General features: G+C 66.1%; 15 protein-coding genes. 7 read left to right on the forward strand and 8 right to left on the reverse strand.

From position 1 onward, the window contains the following. The gene (locus AC1ZV1_RS22335) at positions 1–1,275 is read left to right on the forward strand and encodes a virulence factor family protein (RefSeq protein WP_484293673.1); all 1,275 of its coding nucleotides are present in this window, start codon (positions 1–3) and stop codon (positions 1,273–1,275) included. A 140-nt stretch (positions 1,276–1,415) separates the two neighbouring features. Beyond that, a complete protein-coding gene (locus tag AC1ZV1_RS22340) occupies positions 1,416–1,979 on the forward strand; it encodes a cytochrome b (protein WP_484293674.1) in 564 nt (187 codons plus the stop codon). 131 nt (positions 1,980–2,110) lie between these two features. On the opposite strand, the gene AC1ZV1_RS22345 is transcribed toward AC1ZV1_RS22340, so the two are convergent. Beyond that, positions 2,111–3,235: a GNAT family N-acetyltransferase gene (locus AC1ZV1_RS22345; protein ID WP_484293675.1), complete on the reverse strand. Its 1,125-nt coding sequence runs from the start codon at positions 3,233–3,235 to the stop codon at positions 2,111–2,113. Positions 3,236–3,449: 214 nt separating this feature from the next. Here AC1ZV1_RS22345 and AC1ZV1_RS22350 point away from each other — a divergent pair, with 214 nt between their 5' ends. Further along, the gene (locus AC1ZV1_RS22350) at positions 3,450–3,698 is read left to right on the forward strand and encodes a hypothetical protein (RefSeq protein ID WP_484293676.1); all 249 of its coding nucleotides are present in this window, start codon (positions 3,450–3,452) and stop codon (positions 3,696–3,698) included. Here the strand turns inward: AC1ZV1_RS22350 and AC1ZV1_RS22355 are convergent, their stop codons facing one another. After that, positions 3,699–4,730 carry a glycosyltransferase family 4 protein gene (locus AC1ZV1_RS22355; RefSeq protein WP_484293677.1) on the reverse strand — a complete coding sequence of 344 codons (1,032 nt, stop codon included), beginning with the start codon at positions 4,728–4,730 and terminating at the stop codon, positions 3,699–3,701. After that, positions 4,727–5,536: a UDP-2,3-diacylglucosamine diphosphatase gene (locus AC1ZV1_RS22360; protein ID WP_484293678.1), complete on the reverse strand. Its 810-nt coding sequence runs from the start codon at positions 5,534–5,536 to the stop codon at positions 4,727–4,729. The genes AC1ZV1_RS22355 and AC1ZV1_RS22360 overlap by 4 nt, the downstream gene beginning before the upstream one ends. Positions 5,537–5,675: 139 nt before the next feature. Here AC1ZV1_RS22360 and AC1ZV1_RS22365 point away from each other — a divergent pair, with 139 nt between their 5' ends. The 3 genes from AC1ZV1_RS22365 to AC1ZV1_RS22375 all read left to right on the forward strand — a co-directional run bounded on the left by AC1ZV1_RS22365 (position 5,676) and on the right by AC1ZV1_RS22375 (position 7,825). Beyond that, on the forward strand, positions 5,676–6,440 hold the full coding sequence (locus tag AC1ZV1_RS22365) for an AraC family transcriptional regulator (protein WP_484293679.1): 765 nt from the start codon (positions 5,676–5,678) through the stop codon (positions 6,438–6,440). Between the two features lie 74 nt (positions 6,441–6,514). Beyond that, on the forward strand, positions 6,515–6,856 hold the full coding sequence (locus tag AC1ZV1_RS22370) for a tRNA-binding protein (RefSeq protein WP_484293680.1): 342 nt from the start codon (positions 6,515–6,517) through the stop codon (positions 6,854–6,856). A 102-nt stretch (positions 6,857–6,958) separates the two neighbouring features. Beyond that, a complete protein-coding gene (locus AC1ZV1_RS22375; protein WP_484293681.1) occupies positions 6,959–7,825 on the forward strand; it encodes a DMT family transporter in 867 nt (288 codons plus the stop codon). A 168-nt stretch (positions 7,826–7,993) separates the two neighbouring features. Here AC1ZV1_RS22375 and AC1ZV1_RS22380 read toward each other — a convergent pair whose 3' ends face one another. From AC1ZV1_RS22380 to AC1ZV1_RS22390, 3 genes are all read right to left on the reverse strand, one after another. Then, on the reverse strand, positions 7,994–8,497 hold the full coding sequence (locus AC1ZV1_RS22380; protein ID WP_484293682.1) for a hypothetical protein: 504 nt from the start codon (positions 8,495–8,497) through the stop codon (positions 7,994–7,996). A gap of 121 nt (positions 8,498–8,618) precedes the next feature. Then, on the reverse strand, positions 8,619–9,611 hold the full coding sequence (gene rfaD / locus AC1ZV1_RS22385) for an ADP-glyceromanno-heptose 6-epimerase (protein WP_484293683.1): 993 nt from the start codon (positions 9,609–9,611) through the stop codon (positions 8,619–8,621). Between the two features lie 125 nt (positions 9,612–9,736). Then, positions 9,737–10,021 carry an Rdx family protein gene (locus AC1ZV1_RS22390; RefSeq protein ID WP_484293684.1) on the reverse strand — a complete coding sequence of 95 codons (285 nt, stop codon included), beginning with the start codon at positions 10,019–10,021 and terminating at the stop codon, positions 9,737–9,739. A 70-nt stretch (positions 10,022–10,091) separates the two neighbouring features. Between AC1ZV1_RS22390 and AC1ZV1_RS22395 the strand changes: the two genes are divergently transcribed. After that, positions 10,092–12,278: a patatin-like phospholipase family protein gene (locus tag AC1ZV1_RS22395; protein WP_484293685.1), complete on the forward strand. Its 2,187-nt coding sequence runs from the start codon at positions 10,092–10,094 to the stop codon at positions 12,276–12,278. A 111-nt stretch (positions 12,279–12,389) separates the two neighbouring features. Here the strand turns inward: AC1ZV1_RS22395 and AC1ZV1_RS22400 are convergent, their stop codons facing one another. Together AC1ZV1_RS22400 and slyA are read right to left on the reverse strand one after the other, a co-directional pair. Beyond that, a complete protein-coding gene (locus tag AC1ZV1_RS22400) occupies positions 12,390–14,552 on the reverse strand; it encodes a FimV/HubP family polar landmark protein (protein ID WP_484293686.1) in 2,163 nt (720 codons plus the stop codon). 387 nt (positions 14,553–14,939) lie between these two features. After that, entirely contained in the window at positions 14,940–15,374 is a 435-nt protein-coding gene (gene slyA / locus AC1ZV1_RS22405) for a transcriptional regulator SlyA (RefSeq protein ID WP_484293687.1), read from the reverse strand. Between the last annotated feature and the right edge of the window lie 39 nt (positions 15,375–15,413).

Here is a 15,413-nt window from a genome sequence, read left to right on the forward strand (position 1 = left end):
ATGTTGAAACGACGCTGGCGACACCTGCTCGCCCTGCTCCTGCTGGTCATCATCGCCGTCGGCCTGCTGCTGTGGAGCCGACCGGCCTCCCAGGCCTCCCTCGAACACCACCAGCTCGCCGACGGCAGCGCTGTTGCCCTGGCCATCCCCAGCAAGCAGCCCAACGCCCGCGTGCTGCTCGCGGTACAGGCCGACCAGAAGCTCGACGACGGTCAACTGCTCGCCCTGGCCCACGACAGCGGTGCCCGCGTGGTGCAATTCGTCTTCCCGGAGAAGGACTGCGCCACCCAGCAGGCGCGCATCCAGGCAGCCAGTGAGTTGCTCGACGGCAAGCCAACCCTGGTCGCCGGCATTGGTCCGGGCAGTGCCTGGGCCTTCCGCTGGCTCGCCGGGCAGACCGACGACAAGGCCAAGGCCCTGTCGGTCGGCTTCTCCCTGGAGAAGCCGGACTGCGACGCCACTCCGCTGCCGAAGGCCGCGCCTCACGGCCACTGGCTGGCTGCCTGGAACGACAACCCGGACGACGCCAGCGCGCGCTTCGCCCGTAGCCTGCAGAATGCCGAGACGGTGATCACCGACTACGACACTCCGCTGCCCAAGGTCCTTGCCGACCAGTTGCGCCAGCTGCTGCAAGGCGGCGGTGACAACGTGCCGGTGGTCGAAGTCCCGGCCGCCAAGCCTTCGGAAACCGTCACCCTGTTCTATTCGGGCGATGGCGGCTGGCGCGACCTGGACCGCGACGTCGCCGCACAGATGGCCGAGCTGGGCTATCCGGTGGTCGGCGTCGACGCCCTGCGCTACTTCTGGGAGCACAAGACACCGGAACAGAGCGCCGCCGACCTCGCGGTGCTGATGCAGCACTACCGGGAGAAATGGGGCGCCAAGCACTTCGTGCTGGCCGGCTATTCCTTCGGTGCCGACGTACTGCCGGCGATCTACAATCGCCTGCCGGCGGACGCCAAGAAGGACGTCAGCTCGGTGATTCTGCTCGCCTTTGCCCGCAGCGGCAGCTTCGAGATCGAGGTGCAGGGCTGGCTCGGCAAAGCCGGCCAGGAAGCCGCCACCGGCCCGGAAATGGCCCGCCTGCCGGGACCGAAGGTGCTCTGCGTGTACGGCATAGAGGAAAAGAACGAAAGCGGCTGCACCCAACCGCAGGCGGTGGGTGAAAACCTGCAGCTGCCGGGCGGCCACCACTTCGACGAGGACTACCCGGCCCTGGCCAAGCGATTGGTGAATGCCATCCGATCCCGCCTGTCAGCCGACGACGAAGGCTGATCGACATCAAAAGGGCCGCACATTGCGGCCCTTTCACGTTGGTTTAACGGTTTTTCAGACACGCTTAAGGCTCTATGCTCAGACTGACAGCCCCGTCGTCAGAACGCGGCGTACGAAGAAGAGCCACACAAGGAACCGTCATGAGCCTGTCCAAGACCCCATCCCGCTATGGCAGCCTGTCCATTGCCATGCACTGGATCATGCTAGTGCTGATCGCTGCCACGTACTTCTGCATGGAGTACCGCACCAACTTCCCCAAAGGCAGCGACACCCGTGCGCTGTTCTCCCAGTGGCACTTCATGCTTGGCCTCTCGGTGTTCGTGCTGGTCTGGCTGCGACTGATCGGCCGCTTCATCTACCCCACCCCGCCGATCGTCCCGGCGCCGCCTGCCTGGCAGATGGCACTGGCGAAGCTGGCGCACCTGGCGCTCTACGGCCTGATGATCGGACTGCCGCTGGCAGGCTGGGTCATCCTCAGCGCCGCCGACAAGCCGGTGCCGTTCTGGGGCCTGGAGCTGCCGCACCTGGTCGGCAAGAACCCGGACCTGGCCAAGCAGGTGAAGTACTGGCACGAGACCATTGCGGTGCTCGGCTACTGGCTGATCGGCCTCCACGCCCTGGCCGCGCTGTTCCACCACTACATCAGCCGCGACAACACCCTGGTGCGCATGCTGCCCGGCAAGGGTGAGGCGAAGCCGGAGTAGAGTTTGCGATCCCGCGAACGTTATCCACCGTTGCCGGCAAACACCGAAGCTGACCTGTAGGAGCGTGCCGTGCGCGCGATCGCGGGCATGACCCGCGCCTACAGGGCAATCCCGAAGTCGACCAACAGGCGTCAATCCTGCCGATAGGGCAAGGCAGTGCGGGCCTCTTCGGCATAGGCCAGGATGCCCGCCCGCTCCCCCGCCAGAAATTCCTCCACGGCATCGCGCAGCCCCGGATGCCCCAGGCGATGCCAGGAGCGCGTGATCACCGGCTCGAAGCCACGGATCAGCTTGTGCTCGCCCTGCGCGCCGGCGTCGAAGCGCTTCAGGCCATGCTCGATGGCGAAGTCCAGCCCCTGGTAGAAACAAGTCTCGAAATGCAACCGATCGAACTCCGCCAGGCAGCCCCAGTAGCGGCCGTATAGCGTATCGCCGCCCAGCAGACTGAACGCCATGGCCACGGGCCGACCGTTCTGATGGGCGAAGACCACGCGAATCGCCTCGGGCATGCGCTCACCGATCAGGCTGAAGAACACCCGGCTCAGGTAAGGCGCCTGTCCGCGCACCTCATAGGTGCTGCTGTAGCAGGCGTAGACGAAGTCCCAGTGCGCCTCCGATAGCTCGCGTCCTTCCATCCAGACGAAGTCCAGCCCCAGCCCGGCGACCTGCTCGCGCTCCTTGCGCAGTTGCTTGCGCTTGCGCGAACTGAGCGCGTCGAGAAAGTCCTGGAAGTCACGGTAGCCGCGATTGCTCCAGTGATACTGGCAACCCAGGCGCTCCAGCCAACCGTCGGCATCGCGCAGCAGAGCATCGGCGGCCGCATCGGTGAAGTTGACGTGCACGCCGGAGCAGTGCCCCTCGTCCACGTCCCCCGCCAGTGCGCCGACCAGACTCAGTGCCGCGTCCGCAGTGCCCAGCAGGCGGGCGCCGCCGACCGGGGTAAAGGGAATGCCCACCAGCAGCTTGGGATAGTAGGGAATGCCGGCACGCAGGCAGGCATCCGCCCAGCTCCAGTCGAACACATACTCGCCGTACGAATGGCTCTTCAGATAGGCCGGCGCGGCAGCGAGCAGGCGACCCTCGTCGTCCAGCAGTACGCGGTGGGACGGCTTCCAGCCGGTCCGGCCGCCGACGCTGCCGCTGTCCTCCAACGCGGAAAGAAAGGCATGACGCAGGAACGGCTGGTCGTCCGGCAGCAGGGCGTCCCACTGGCGGGCGTCGACTTCGGCGAGGCGGAAAAGGGTCTGGATTGGCATGGCCGACAGTCTGGCGCGCTGCGCCGAGGTTGGGAAGATTCGAGTGGGAAATCTCCGGTGAAGATGACATTCGCGTTCGTCGGTGTACGGCGAAGGACCTGCCGCGGTGGTCTATGTTGGGGGTTAACGAGGCTTGCCCGCGCATGACGCCGGCACCGTTCCGCTCGCCACCCGCCCTGCGCGGGCCGTTGGCGAACCGCCAGGAGGACGCCCCATGAGCCTGATGCAATGCGAGTACCGCACGTACACCATCACCGCCGATGTCGTCGAACACCCCGGCCTGCCGACCCCCTGGGCCGCCGGCTGCCACATCACCAGCCCGGATGGGCACACCACCCGGCGAAAGACGCTGCCGGTGGAGTACGCCTTCATGTCGGACCTGGAGAAGGCCCAGCACGCCTCCATCGCCCACGGTAAGTGGCTGGTGGACCAGAGCCTGGACCACGACCGCCAGCTGTTCTGATCAGCCGCTTGCGTAGCCCGGTCCCTCGCTGACCGGCATATCCGTCAGGCGTACCTGCAGCGCCAGGAACTCCTGCGCCGATGCCCGCCAGGCCTGCCCGCGTGCCCACTGCGCGCAGGCCTGGCGATTCAGCGCCAGTGCCCGCAGGCAGGCGCTGCGCAGGTCCGCGTCCATCGCCCCGGTAACGCCCTCCAGCAGCACGTCCAGTGGCCCGGCGACCGGGAACGCCGCTACCGGCGTGCCACAGGCCAGTGCCTCGATCATCACCAGGCCGAGAGTGTCGGTCAGCGACGGGAAGGCCAGCACACTGGCGCTGCGGTAGACCTCCGCGAGAGCGGCGCCGTGGCGATAGCCGAGGAACTCCACCTGTGGATAAGCCGCTTGCAGCTCGGCGCGCTGCGGGCCATCACCCACCACGCGCTTGCATCCCGGCAGGTCGAGAGCGAGGAAGGCTTCAAGATTCTTTTCCCGCGCCAGCCGGCCAACGTAGAGGAACACCGGCTCATCCGACGGTGCGCCCTCCCCTGGCTGGAAGCGCTGGATATCCACACCCTTGCGCCACAGCGCGAGATTGCCGAAAGCCTGATCGGCGAATGTGCTGCGCATGCGCTCGCTGCTGACCAGCACGGCTGCGCTGGGTGCATGGAAACGCCGCAGGAAGGCATAGCCCCAGCCCAGCGGCAGCCACGGCCAGCGGGTGTTCACATACTCCGGGAAGCGTGTGTGGATGGCGCTGCTGAACTTCAGCCCCCGGCGCATCAGCCAACGTCTTGCCGCCCAACCCAGCGGGCCTTCGGTGGCGAGGTGGACGCAGTCGGGAGCGAATCGACTGATCGTCTCCCCGACCTTCCACAGGTCCCACGCCAGCGGGATCTCCGGGTAGCTCGGGCACGGTCGGTGACGAAAGTCCTGCGGAGTGACCAGGCCGACCACATGGCCCAACCCTTCGAGCTCGGCCACCAGCGCCTTCAGGCTGGTGACCACGCCATTGACCTGCGGCAGCCAGGCATCGGTAACGATCAGCAGCCTCATGCGGCCGACTCGACCACCGCAGGTTCCTCGACGCGCGCCTGCTCCTCGGCCAGCCGGTAGAGCTGGATGCTGCCGTCCCAGTGCTCGATCAGCGCCGAGCAGGACTCCACCCAGTCGCCACAGTTGAGGTATTCCACCGTGCCGATCTGGCGGATTTCCGCATGGTGGATGTGGCCGCAGACCACGCCATTGAGCCCGCGCTTGTGCACCTCGTGGGCGATGGCCTCCTCGAAGTCGCTGATGAAGTTCACCGCGGTCTTCACCTTGTGCTTGAGATAAGCCGACAGCGACCAGTAGCCGTAGCCATAGCGGCTGCGCCAGTGGTTGAGCCAGCGATTCAGGGTCAGGGTGAACTCATAGGCGGAGTCGCCGAGGAAGGCCAGCCACTTGTGGTAGCGGGTGATCACGTCGAACTGGTCGCCGTGGATCACCAGCAACTGACGGCCATCGGCGGTGGTGTGGACGATTTCGTCGACCAGGCGGATGTTGCCCAGCAGCAGCGAGGAATAGCGGCGCAGGAATTCGTCGTGGTTGCCGGTGACGTAGATCACCTCGGTGCCGCGCTTGCTCATGGTCAGCAGGCGGCGGATCACGTTGGTGTGTGCCTGCGGCCAGTAGATGCCGCCGCGCAGCTTCCAGCCATCGATGATGTCACCCACCAGGTAGATACGGTCGGCGTGGTAGCGCTTGAGGAAGCCCGCCAGGTGTTCGGCCTGGCAATCGCGAGTGCCCAGGTGGACATCGGATATCCACAGGGTCCGCACCCGTTGTTTCTTCGTCGGCGTCATACGTTGCGCGCTACTCATCGTCGGCGACCTCCAGTGGGGTTTCTCCGAGTGTCGGCGCGCGCGGTGAAGTCCACATGACCGACTGGCGACAGTCCCGTTACAGCCCACGGCGCGCTAGACTGTCAGCTTGCCTGCCAGCTCCGGATAGCCGCTTCGCATGAACCCGATCCTCTCCCTGCGCCACTACAGCCATGACCACCTCGCCCACAGCCACAGCCATGCGCAGCTGGTGCTGGGGCTGTCCGGCAGCCTCGATTTCGAAGTGGGCGGACGCGGCAGCCTGGTGACCCGGCAGACCTTCGCCGTGGTGCCGCGCGAGGAGCACCACGCCTGTGCCAGCCCCGATGGCAGCCGCTGCCTGGTGGTGGACCTGGAAGACGAGGACGACCTGCTCGGCGGTCTCGGCCTGCACAGCGATGCCGGTCGCCGCCTGCTGGAAACCCCCGGCCAGCGCCTGCTGAGCAATGACCAGGCACAACTGGTCCATTGGCTCGCTGGCAGCTCGCTGCATGACCCGATACTCGCCCGCCAGGGCGCAATCCTGCTCCTGGCGAGCCTTGCCGCTGGCCAGCAGCGCGTCGAGGAGCCGGCACAACTGCCGCTGGCCAGCCTCGACAGCTACATCGATCGCCACGCCGCGCACCCGCTGCAGGTGGCCGACCTGGCACGCCTCGCCGGGTTGTCCGCTGCGCGCTTTCATGCCCGATTCCTCGCCGAAACCGGCCAGACGCCCATGGAATACGTGCGCCAGCGCCGCCTGCAACTGGGCCGCGATCTGCTGCGCGGCACGCACCAGTCGGTCGGCGAGATCGCCGCACAGGTGGGTTACGCGTCGCAGAGCGCCTTCACCGCCGCCCTGGTGCGCCAGTTCGGCACCACCCCGCGCCAGCTGCGCCAGGAGGCGCGCGACAATTTCCGCTAGCCACGCGACAGACAGCCGCGCGCCCAGGACCTAGACTGCCCGCCATCGAACCGTATGACCAACCGGGAGCAGCGATGTCGGCAGACACCATCGAGTGGCAGGATTTCGAGCGCATTGAACTGCGCGTGGGCACCATCGTCCAGGCCGAGCCCAACGTGAAGGCGCGCAAGCCTGCCTACATCCTTCAGGTCGACCTCGGCCCGCTGGGAATCAAGACCTCCAGCGCGCAGATCACCGCACACTACGACGTCAACGAGCTGATCGGCCGCCAGGTGCTGTGCGTGTGCAACTTCGAGCCCAAGTCCATCGCCGGCGTGCGGTCCGAGGTGCTGGTCACCGGCGCCTACGACAGCGACGAGAAGGTGGTGCTGGCCGGATTCGACAAGCCGTTGCCCAATGGCGCGCGGCTGGCCTGACCATCCCTTCACCCCGTGCCGGCTGGCCCGGCGCGCTTTCCTCTTTCCAGATTTTCTCTTTCCAGATAAGGCCCCGCCACGGCAGTCGGCGGGAGCGCAGGCATGAAGCGCGTTACTGAACTCACTCCCCGCGGCGCCCTGATCGGCCTGCACATCGGCGCCCTGATGTTCGGGCTCTCCGGCATCTTCGGCAAACTCATCCTCGCCGGCCCCCTGATCATCGTCTTCGGCCGCGCGCTGTTCGGTTCGCTGTCGCTGGCGGCGGTGTTCGCCGGGCATCTGCGCGCACAGAAACGCCCCACGCTGAAGCAGGCCGCCATGCTGCTCGGCGGCGGCGTGCTGCTGTGCACGCACTGGCTGACCTTCTTCCTCGCGGTGAAAGTCGGCAACGTCGCCGTCGCCACCCTCGGCTTCGCCAGCTTCCCGGCCTTCACCGTATTGCTCGAGGGCCTGCTGTTCCGTGAGCGCATCCGCAAGGGCGAGTACCTGGTGGTCGTGCTGGTGTGCCTGGGCCTGGTGATGGTCACGCCGACCCTGGACCTTCGCGACGGCGCCACCGCCGGCCTGCTCTGGGGCACGCTCTCCGGCCTGTTGTTCGCGCTGCTGTCGCTGGCCAACCGGGTCAGCGTACGCGGCATCGACCCGATCCAGGCGGCGCTGTGCCAGAACCTGACGATCATCGCCTGCCTGCTGCCGCTGGTGCTGCTCGACCTGCCCTCGGTTCGTGGCATGGACTGGCTGTGGCTGGTGGCGCTGGGCGTGCTCTGTACCGGCGTGGCCCACAGCCTGTTCGTCGCCAGCCTGCGCTTGATCAAGGCGCGCACGGCGGCGGTGATCTTCGCCCTCGAGCCGGTCTACGGCATCGCCTTCGCCGCCGTGCTGTTCGGTGAGGCGCCCAGCTTGCGGATGCTGGTGGGCGGCGTGCTGATCATCTTCGCCACCTTCCTCAGCGCTCGCGGCTCGCACTGACGGCATGCAGGAGCGAGCTGGCCGGGTAGTGGCTGCGCTGAAAAAGAAGGCCGCCCCGCAGCGCGCGAAACTCGAACCTTGCCCCGGGGAGGGAATGCCAAGGATTCATCGCACGACAGCCTGCGAGGCGGCCTGTTCGGTGTGACGCCTGGCCAAGACGTCGAGGACTCAGTTGATGCTGTAGCCGCGCCCACTGAGGCAAGCACCCAGCGCGCGGCGGTAGGTATCGGACATGCCGGCCGGCGGCGCCTGATTGGCGGCAGCCGGATCGAAACCGCTCTGGCCAACGGCCCAGGTGTGGCACTCGTAGCGGTCACGGCTCTGCTGCTCCGGCGACTGGCCGCTGGCGGGATAGGCGATCACTTCGTAGCTGGTGGTCGGCGCGACCTGTACGGCCGGCGGTGTCTCCACCGCGACGTACTGGCGGCGATCGGCATTCCACAGGTAGTAGGTCCCGGCGGCGACGAAGTAGAGCATGCTGCCGATCCAGACTTCCCGTGCGTAATCCGGCAGGCCATAGCCGTGGCCTGGACCCCAGCCATGGTAGGGGCCAGGTCCCGGGCCGCCCGGACCACCGGGTCCGCCATGGGGCCCGGCCGCGGCGGCAGCCGACAGGCTCAGAGCCAGCAGTGTGGCGATGGATTTCAGCGCAATGCGCGAGGACAGCTTCATTTCACCTCCAGCCACGGGCGATCCACCGCCCGCCGTTCATGGTGCGAATTGTCTCGCGCCCGCCCCCCACGGAGTGTCAGCACTGCGTAAAGACTGGGTAAAAAGCCCGATACACGCGGTATCAGTCCCGCTGCAGCAACCCCTGGCAATAGCGCTTGACGCCCTCTTCCACACCCATCATCGGCGCGCGGTAACCCGCTTCGCGGAGGAAGGCGATATCAGCGCAGGTGTAGCACTGGTACTTGCCACGCAGCGTATCCGGAAATTCGGTGTACTCCAGCAGCCCGGCGCGAATCGCCGCATCCAGGGTCAGCGGCTGCAGGTCCTGCTGCTCGCGCAGGGTGTTGATCACCGCCAGCGCCACGTCGTTGAACGGCTGGGCACGGCCGCTGCCGAGGTTGAAGATGCCGCTGCGCTCGGGGTTGTCGAGGAAGTGCAGGTTGACCTTCGCCACATCCTCCACCGAGACGAAATCGCGCAGGTGGCCGCCGGCCGGGTAGTCGCCGTACTCGCCGAACAGTTGCACCTTGCCGGTCTCGCGGAACTGGTTGAAGCAGTGGAAGGCCACCGAGGCCATTCGCCCCTTGTGCTGCTCGCGCGGGCCGTAGACGTTGAAATAGCGGAAGCCGGCCACCTGGGTCCTCGCGGTAGGCAGCACCTTGCGCACGCGCTGGTCGAAGAGGAACTTCGAATAGCCATAGACGTTCAGCGGCCGCTCGCAGGAGCGCATCTCGCGGAACTCGTGGCCGCCGCCGTACACCGCCGCCGACGAGGCATAAAGGAACGGCACGCCCAGCGACAGGCTGGCATCCAGCAATTCGCAGCTGTAGCGGTAGTTGTTGTCCATCATGTAGCGCCCGTCGCGCTCCATGGTGCTGGAGCAGGCGCCCTGGTGCAGCAACGCACGTACCACACCGAAGTCGCCGCGGGCGTAGCGCTCGATGAAGTCGCGCTTGTCGAGATAGTCGCTGATGTCGCAGTCGGCGAGGTTGGCGAACTTGTCGCCTTCCGTCAGATCGTCGACCGCAATGATGTCGGTTTCGCCGCGCTGGTTCAGCGCCTTGACGAGGTTGCTGCCGATGAACCCGGCAGCGCCAGTGATGATGATGCTCATGGTGGGGCATCCCCTGCGGAGAATGGATGCCCTCAGACTAAGAGTGGTACGCGCGTACCCCGTTGATATGAAGCAAAGAAGTTAGCCAGCTATCTATCCACCCTGCCCAGCGGTACAGCGCGGGTTCAGGAGCGATCGTTGTGGCCCAGGTCGCGCTGCGGGTCGATGCGGTCGCGGACTCGCTGCTTGAGCACCTTGGCCTCGGGGAAGCCGCCATCGGCCTTGCGCTCCCAGATCGACTCGCCGTCACAAGTGATGTGGAAGATCCCACCGGTGCCCGGCACCAGGCTGACCTTGCCCAGGTCGTCGCCGAAAGTACTCAGCAGTTCCTGGGCCAGCCAGGCCGCGCGCAGCAGCCACTGGCACTGGGTGCAATAGGTGATGACGATTTCGGCTTTGGCTTCGGACATGAATCAGACTCTGCAAGGGGATGCGAACCTATAATACCGCTCTGGAACGCCCTACCGGACTCTTCCCTTCATGCGCCGATTGCTGTTCGCCCTCCTTCTGCTCCTTCCCCTCGGCACCCTGGCGTCCACGACCCCGCCGAAGATCGGCCTGGTCCTTTCCGGTGGCGCGGCGCGCGGCCTGGCACACATCGGCGTGCTGAAGGCGCTGGACGAACAGGGTATCCACGTCGACGCCATCGCCGGCACGAGCATGGGCGCGGTGATCGGCGGCCTCTATGCGGCGGGCTACACGCCCAGGGAACTGGAGCAACTGGCGCTGACGCTGGACTGGAAGCAGGCGCTGTCCGACTCCCCGCCACGGGTCGACGTGCCCTTCCGCCGCAAGCAGGACGACCGCGACTTCCTGGTGAAGCAGAAACTCAGCTTCCGCGATGACGGCACCCTCGGTCTGCCGCTCGGTGCGATCCAGGGGCAGAACCTGTCGATGCTGCTGGAGAGCCTGCTGGTGCACACCAGCGACACCCGCGACTTCGACCGCCTGGCCATCCCCTTCCGCGCGGTGGCCACCGACATCTCCACCGGTGAGAAGGTGGTCTTCAGCAAGGGCCACCTGCCCCAGGCGATCCGCGCGAGCATGTCGATCCCCGCGGTGTTCGCCCCGGTGGAGGTCAACGGCAAGCTGCTGGTGGACGGCGGCATGGTCGACAACATCCCGGTGGACGTAGCGCGGCAGATGGGCGTCGACGTGGTCATCGTGGTCGACATCGGCAACCCGTTGCTGGACCGCAAGCAGTTGACCACGGTGGTCGACATGCTCAACCAGTCCGTCACCCTGATGACCCGCAAGAACTCCGAGGCGCAACTGGCGACCCTGAAGTCCAGCGATGTCCTCGTGCAGCCGCCGCTCAGCGGCTACAGCTCCACCGACTTCGGCCGCGTGCCACAGCTGATCGACGCCGGCTACCGCGCCACCAGCATCCTCGCCCCGCGCCTGGCGGAGCTGCGCAAGCCTGCCGACGCCGAGGCCGTGGCACTGGACGAGGCGCGCGCGCCGGGCGAGCGCCAGCCGGTGATCAACCGCATCGAGGTAGAGAACAGCTCCAAGGTCAGCGACGACGTCATCCGCCACTACATCCGCCAGCCACTGGGCGAGCACCTGGACCTGGAGCGTCTGCAACGCGACATGAGCACCCTCTATGGCCTGGACTACTTCGACCAGGTGCAGTACCGCGTCGTCCACCACCCCGATGGCAACGCGCTGGTAATCCACGCCTACGGCAAGCGCAGCGGCACCGACTATCTACGCCTGGGCCTGAACCTCTCCGACGACCTGCGTGGCGACAGTACCTTCAATGTCGGCGGCAGCTACCGCATGAACGGCATCAACCGTCTCGGTGCAGAATGGCTGACGCGCCTGCAGATCGGCGACCGCCAGGAGCTCTACAGCGAGTTCTACCAACCGCTGGACGTGGGCTCGCGGTACTTCGTCGCGCCGTACCTGTTCAACCAGGCGCAGAACGTCGAGGCCACCGACAACGACGACCCCATCGCCGAGTACCGCCTGGAGCGCTACGGCTACGGGCTGAACCTGGGTCGGCAGATCGCCAACAACGGCGAGTTCCGCCTCGGCGTAGCCCAGGCCTTCGGCAAGGCCGATGTGCGGGTGGGCGATCAGGACCTGCCCGACTACCACTTCAACGAAGGCTATGCCCAGCTGCAGTACTCCTTCGACACCATGGACAACGTCGACTTCCCGCGCGAAGGCGAGAACATCCAGACCTCTTTCCGCGAGCACACGCCATCCCTGGGCGACGACGATCGCTACCGCCAGTGGGAATTCCGCCTGGACAAGGCGCTGAGCAGCGGGCCGAACACCTGGGTGCTGGGCGGCGGCTACGGGCGCACCATCGATGACGCCGACGTGGTGGTATCGAGCTTCCTGCTCGGTGGCGCGCGACAGCTCTCCGGCTACCGCCAGGACGCCCTGGCCGGGCAGAACTACAGCCTCGGCCGGGTCATCTACTACCGGCTCATGACCGAGCGCTCCTTCCTGCCGCTGGACTTCCCCTTCTACCTGGGCGGCAGCCTGGAGCGCGGTCGCGTGTGGAACAACGACAACAGCTACGACACCGGCTACGTCAACGCCGGCAGCATTCTCATGGGCTTCGAGACGCCGCTGGGACCGCTGTCCTTCAGCTACGGCCTGAACGATGCCAGCGAGCAGGCGGTGTATATCAACCTGGGGCGCAATTTCTGAGGCCAGGAGAAACCGCCCCCTGTAGGAGCGCTTCCCGTGCAGGGCGGAGCCGTCACCCCACACCCAAGAAAAAGCCCGGCATTGGCCGGGCTTTTTCGTTCGCGGTGAGGCTCAGGCAATCAGCGCCAGCAGTTCGCGCGCTTCGGCCTTGGCCTTGGAGTCGCCGCTGGCGATCACCTGCTTGAGGATGCCATAGGCCTCCTCCAGGTTGCCCTGGTCGATGCATTTGCGAGCGCGGTCGAGGCTGGCCAGCAGTTCGTCGTGCTCGTGACCGATATCGTCCGGCAGGTCGAAGCTCAGTTCCTCTTCCACACCCATGGCTTTGCTGCCATGGCCAAACATCTCGCCGTGCTCGCCCAGGTCCAGCTCGGTGATTTCCGGCAGCTCGTGAAGGTTGCTGCGGAAGTCCGACGGTACTTCCTGGGAGGCCTTGGGTGCGGCCTTGCCCGGCTTGGACGAATCGAAGGGGTTATCAAGCTTGTCCCAGTCCAGGTCCAGCGACAGGTCGCTGAGGTTCATGGCGAAGTCGGGCTGATCCTGTGCGGCATGAGACTGCACGGTGGGCGCGGCCTCAGGCTCGCCCAACTGCAGATCGTCCCAGTCGGTGAGCGTCTCGCCGGTGGGCGCCTGCAGAGTGTCTTCGGGGCGGATCAGCATTGCCGGGTAGCGCGACTTGAGCTGGTCGATCTGTTTCTGGTCGCCACCGACGGCCACCAGGCCGCGCTCTTCCTCATGGAAGCCAGCCACATCACCCAGTTCGGCGAGAACCAGCAGCAGCTTCATGCGCAGCTCGCGGCGGCTCGGCTCGGCGTTGACCGCCTTGCGCAGCATGTCGCGAGCCTGCGTAAAGCGGCCATAGGCGATGTAGATATCCGCGCCTTCCAGGCTGTCTGCGCTGGCGGCCGGCAGGCGAGCGACGCCTGGCTCCGGCGTGGCGATCACCACCGGATGCGGCACCGGCACCGGAGCCACGACCGCTGCCGCCAGCGGCTTGGCGGCCGGCAGCGGTGCAACCGGTTCGGGCGCTACGGCCGCACGCAGGGGCGGCATCTGGACCGGCTTCTCTTCGCGCTTGCGACGGGCGAACAACAGGCCGACCAGCAAGGCACCCAGGGCGCCTGCGCCCAGCCAGGGCCAGTAGTTGAAACCGGAGCCTTGTGCGTCCTGTGCCGGCGTTACCGGCTGGGCGACGCTCGCCGCAGGCGCGGCCTGCGGCACCGGTACGGCATTGGGTGCGGCGGGAACGGCGTTGGTCGGTGCGTTGGCGGTCGCCGCATCGCTTCCCGGGGCGCTGGCTGCCGGGGCATTGCCGGAAGCATCCGCGCGCTGGCGGCGATCCAGTTCGGCCTGCAACGACTGAACCTGCTGGTCGCGGCTCTGCAGGGCCTGCTGGAGGGACACCAGCTGCTTCTGCAGGTCGTCCATGCGCTGGTTCATCTGATCGCGCTGGGCGTTGGCCACGAGCAGATCGGCTTCGACCTTCGCGACGGTGGCGTCACCGCCCGATGCAGCGAGAGCACTGCCCTGAGCCGGCACCTGAGCGCTGGCCGCAGCGGACGCGGACGCCTGCGGCGCGCTGGTCGGTTGCTCGGCGCTCGTCGAAGGCGCAGCGGCCATGGATTGCGGAGCAGGCGCTGCGTTGTGCTCGCCGCCGGCAACCTGCTGGCCCTGCGGCAGGATCAGCGTCTGGCCCACTTTCAGGCGATGTGGATCGCCGTTGACGAAGGCCTGCGGGTTCAGCGCGACGATGCTGTCCATCAGCTGGGCACGGGAAGCGCCGCTGCCGGTCAGGCGCGAACTGATCTTCCACAGGGTGTCATTGCGCACCGTGGTATAGCGGCCGTCGCCCGCCGGCAGCGGCGGTTGCGCCGGCGTTCTGCGCACGGGTTCCGCGCGCGACGAGCTGGCGGCGCGCGAAGGAGCGGCTTCGCTCATCCGAACATTGGCGGCCATGCTGCGATTGGCGCTGTACTCCGGCGGATCGATGAGCACGGTGTATTCGCGCAGCAGGCGGCCGTTAGGGCGCTCCACGGCGATCAGGAAGTTCAGGTAGGGCTCGTGCACCGGCTGCGTGGACACCACCTTGATGTAACCACGACCGTTACGGATAACCGGGGTGAAGCGCAGGTTCTGCAAGAACACGAAGCGATCGACACCGGCGTTCTCGTAGTCCTGGGGACTCGCGAGCTTCGCGATCAACTCGTCGGACGTCATGTCGCCGGTCTCAAGCAGGGCGATCTCGGCGTCCAGCGGCTGGTTCAGCGCCGAATGCAACGTGATATCCCCTAGACCAAGGGCATTCGCATGAGCGGAAACAAAAACCGAAAGTGCGGCAAGCGTCAGCGGAATTCTATTTATTCGAGCCATAACCCCATCCCATTGTCCGGGTCTGCACGCCATTCCCTGACCACTCGAAAGCAGCAGGCTGAACCTGTCCACACACTTGAAGCCATGCCGGACTGCAGACCGTCACGCACCACCCTCTGTACCTTGCAGGGTACAGGCCGTCTGATATCACGGATTAGGTGTTGCACGGGGTTTGGTCAAGATAAATCGTCGAAAAACCGGCGAATGGTTAAGGGATGGATAGCGAATGGCCAGCGGCCCCGCCTGGGACCGCCAGAAAAATGGCTACTTTACCCGAATAACGTGATGAATTGCTCAGTTTCGCTCGAGATTGCCGAGAATCCGGCTGAGTATTTTCTGGCACACCGCGATTTCCTCCTCGGAAATCCCCGTCAGCACTTCGTTGCGCACGGCGGCGGCGATGCTCTCGATATCGGCGATCAGGACGTCTGCCTTGGGGGTCAGGGCGATGCGCTTGGCGCGGCGGTCCTCGGCAACAGCCTGGCGGCGAACCAAGCCCTGGGCCTCAAGGCCATCAAGCAGACGGGCCAGCGTCGGACCTTCGACACCGACCGATTGAGCCAGCTCGCGCTGGGTGGGAGCGGCAGCGTGGCGGGCCAGGTGCAACAGCACCAGCCAGCGCGCCTGGGACAGGCCGAGATGGCTGAGACGGCGGTCGAGTTCGGCCCGCCATGCACGCGACGCCTGGGCCAGTTGGGTACCGAAATAGTGCTTATCGTTGTCTGACATTGTGCTGCGTACGGTAGGAAATTGGACGGCTAATTGATT

The organism is Pseudomonas sp. BB438 (assembly GCF_057180225.1).

What these genes read in the sequence shown, in the direction of transcription:
- AC1ZV1_RS22335 (WP_484293673.1), top strand. Translation starts at nt 1, where the DNA reads ATGTTGAAACGACGCTGGCGACACCTGCTCGCCCTGCTCCTGCTGGTC.
- AC1ZV1_RS22340 (WP_484293674.1), top strand. Translation starts at nt 1,416, where the DNA reads ATGAGCCTGTCCAAGACCCCATCCCGCTATGGCAGCCTGTCCATTGCC.
- AC1ZV1_RS22345 (WP_484293675.1), bottom strand. Translation starts at nt 3,235, where the DNA reads ATGCCAATCCAGACCCTTTTCCGCCTCGCCGAAGTCGACGCCCGCCAG.
- AC1ZV1_RS22350 (WP_484293676.1), top strand. Translation starts at nt 3,450, where the DNA reads ATGAGCCTGATGCAATGCGAGTACCGCACGTACACCATCACCGCCGAT.
- AC1ZV1_RS22355 (WP_484293677.1), bottom strand. Translation starts at nt 4,730, where the DNA reads ATGAGGCTGCTGATCGTTACCGATGCCTGGCTGCCGCAGGTCAATGGC.
- AC1ZV1_RS22360 (WP_484293678.1), bottom strand. Translation starts at nt 5,536, where the DNA reads ATGAGTAGCGCGCAACGTATGACGCCGACGAAGAAACAACGGGTGCGG.
- AC1ZV1_RS22365 (WP_484293679.1), top strand. Translation starts at nt 5,676, where the DNA reads ATGAACCCGATCCTCTCCCTGCGCCACTACAGCCATGACCACCTCGCC.
- AC1ZV1_RS22370 (WP_484293680.1), top strand. Translation starts at nt 6,515, where the DNA reads ATGTCGGCAGACACCATCGAGTGGCAGGATTTCGAGCGCATTGAACTG.
- AC1ZV1_RS22375 (WP_484293681.1), top strand. Translation starts at nt 6,959, where the DNA reads ATGAAGCGCGTTACTGAACTCACTCCCCGCGGCGCCCTGATCGGCCTG.
- AC1ZV1_RS22380 (WP_484293682.1), bottom strand. Translation starts at nt 8,497, where the DNA reads ATGAAGCTGTCCTCGCGCATTGCGCTGAAATCCATCGCCACACTGCTG.
- rfaD (WP_484293683.1), bottom strand. Translation starts at nt 9,611, where the DNA reads ATGAGCATCATCATCACTGGCGCTGCCGGGTTCATCGGCAGCAACCTC.
- AC1ZV1_RS22390 (WP_484293684.1), bottom strand. Translation starts at nt 10,021, where the DNA reads ATGTCCGAAGCCAAAGCCGAAATCGTCATCACCTATTGCACCCAGTGC.
- AC1ZV1_RS22395 (WP_484293685.1), top strand. Translation starts at nt 10,092, where the DNA reads ATGCGCCGATTGCTGTTCGCCCTCCTTCTGCTCCTTCCCCTCGGCACC.
- slyA (WP_484293687.1), bottom strand. Translation starts at nt 15,374, where the DNA reads ATGTCAGACAACGATAAGCACTATTTCGGTACCCAACTGGCCCAGGCG.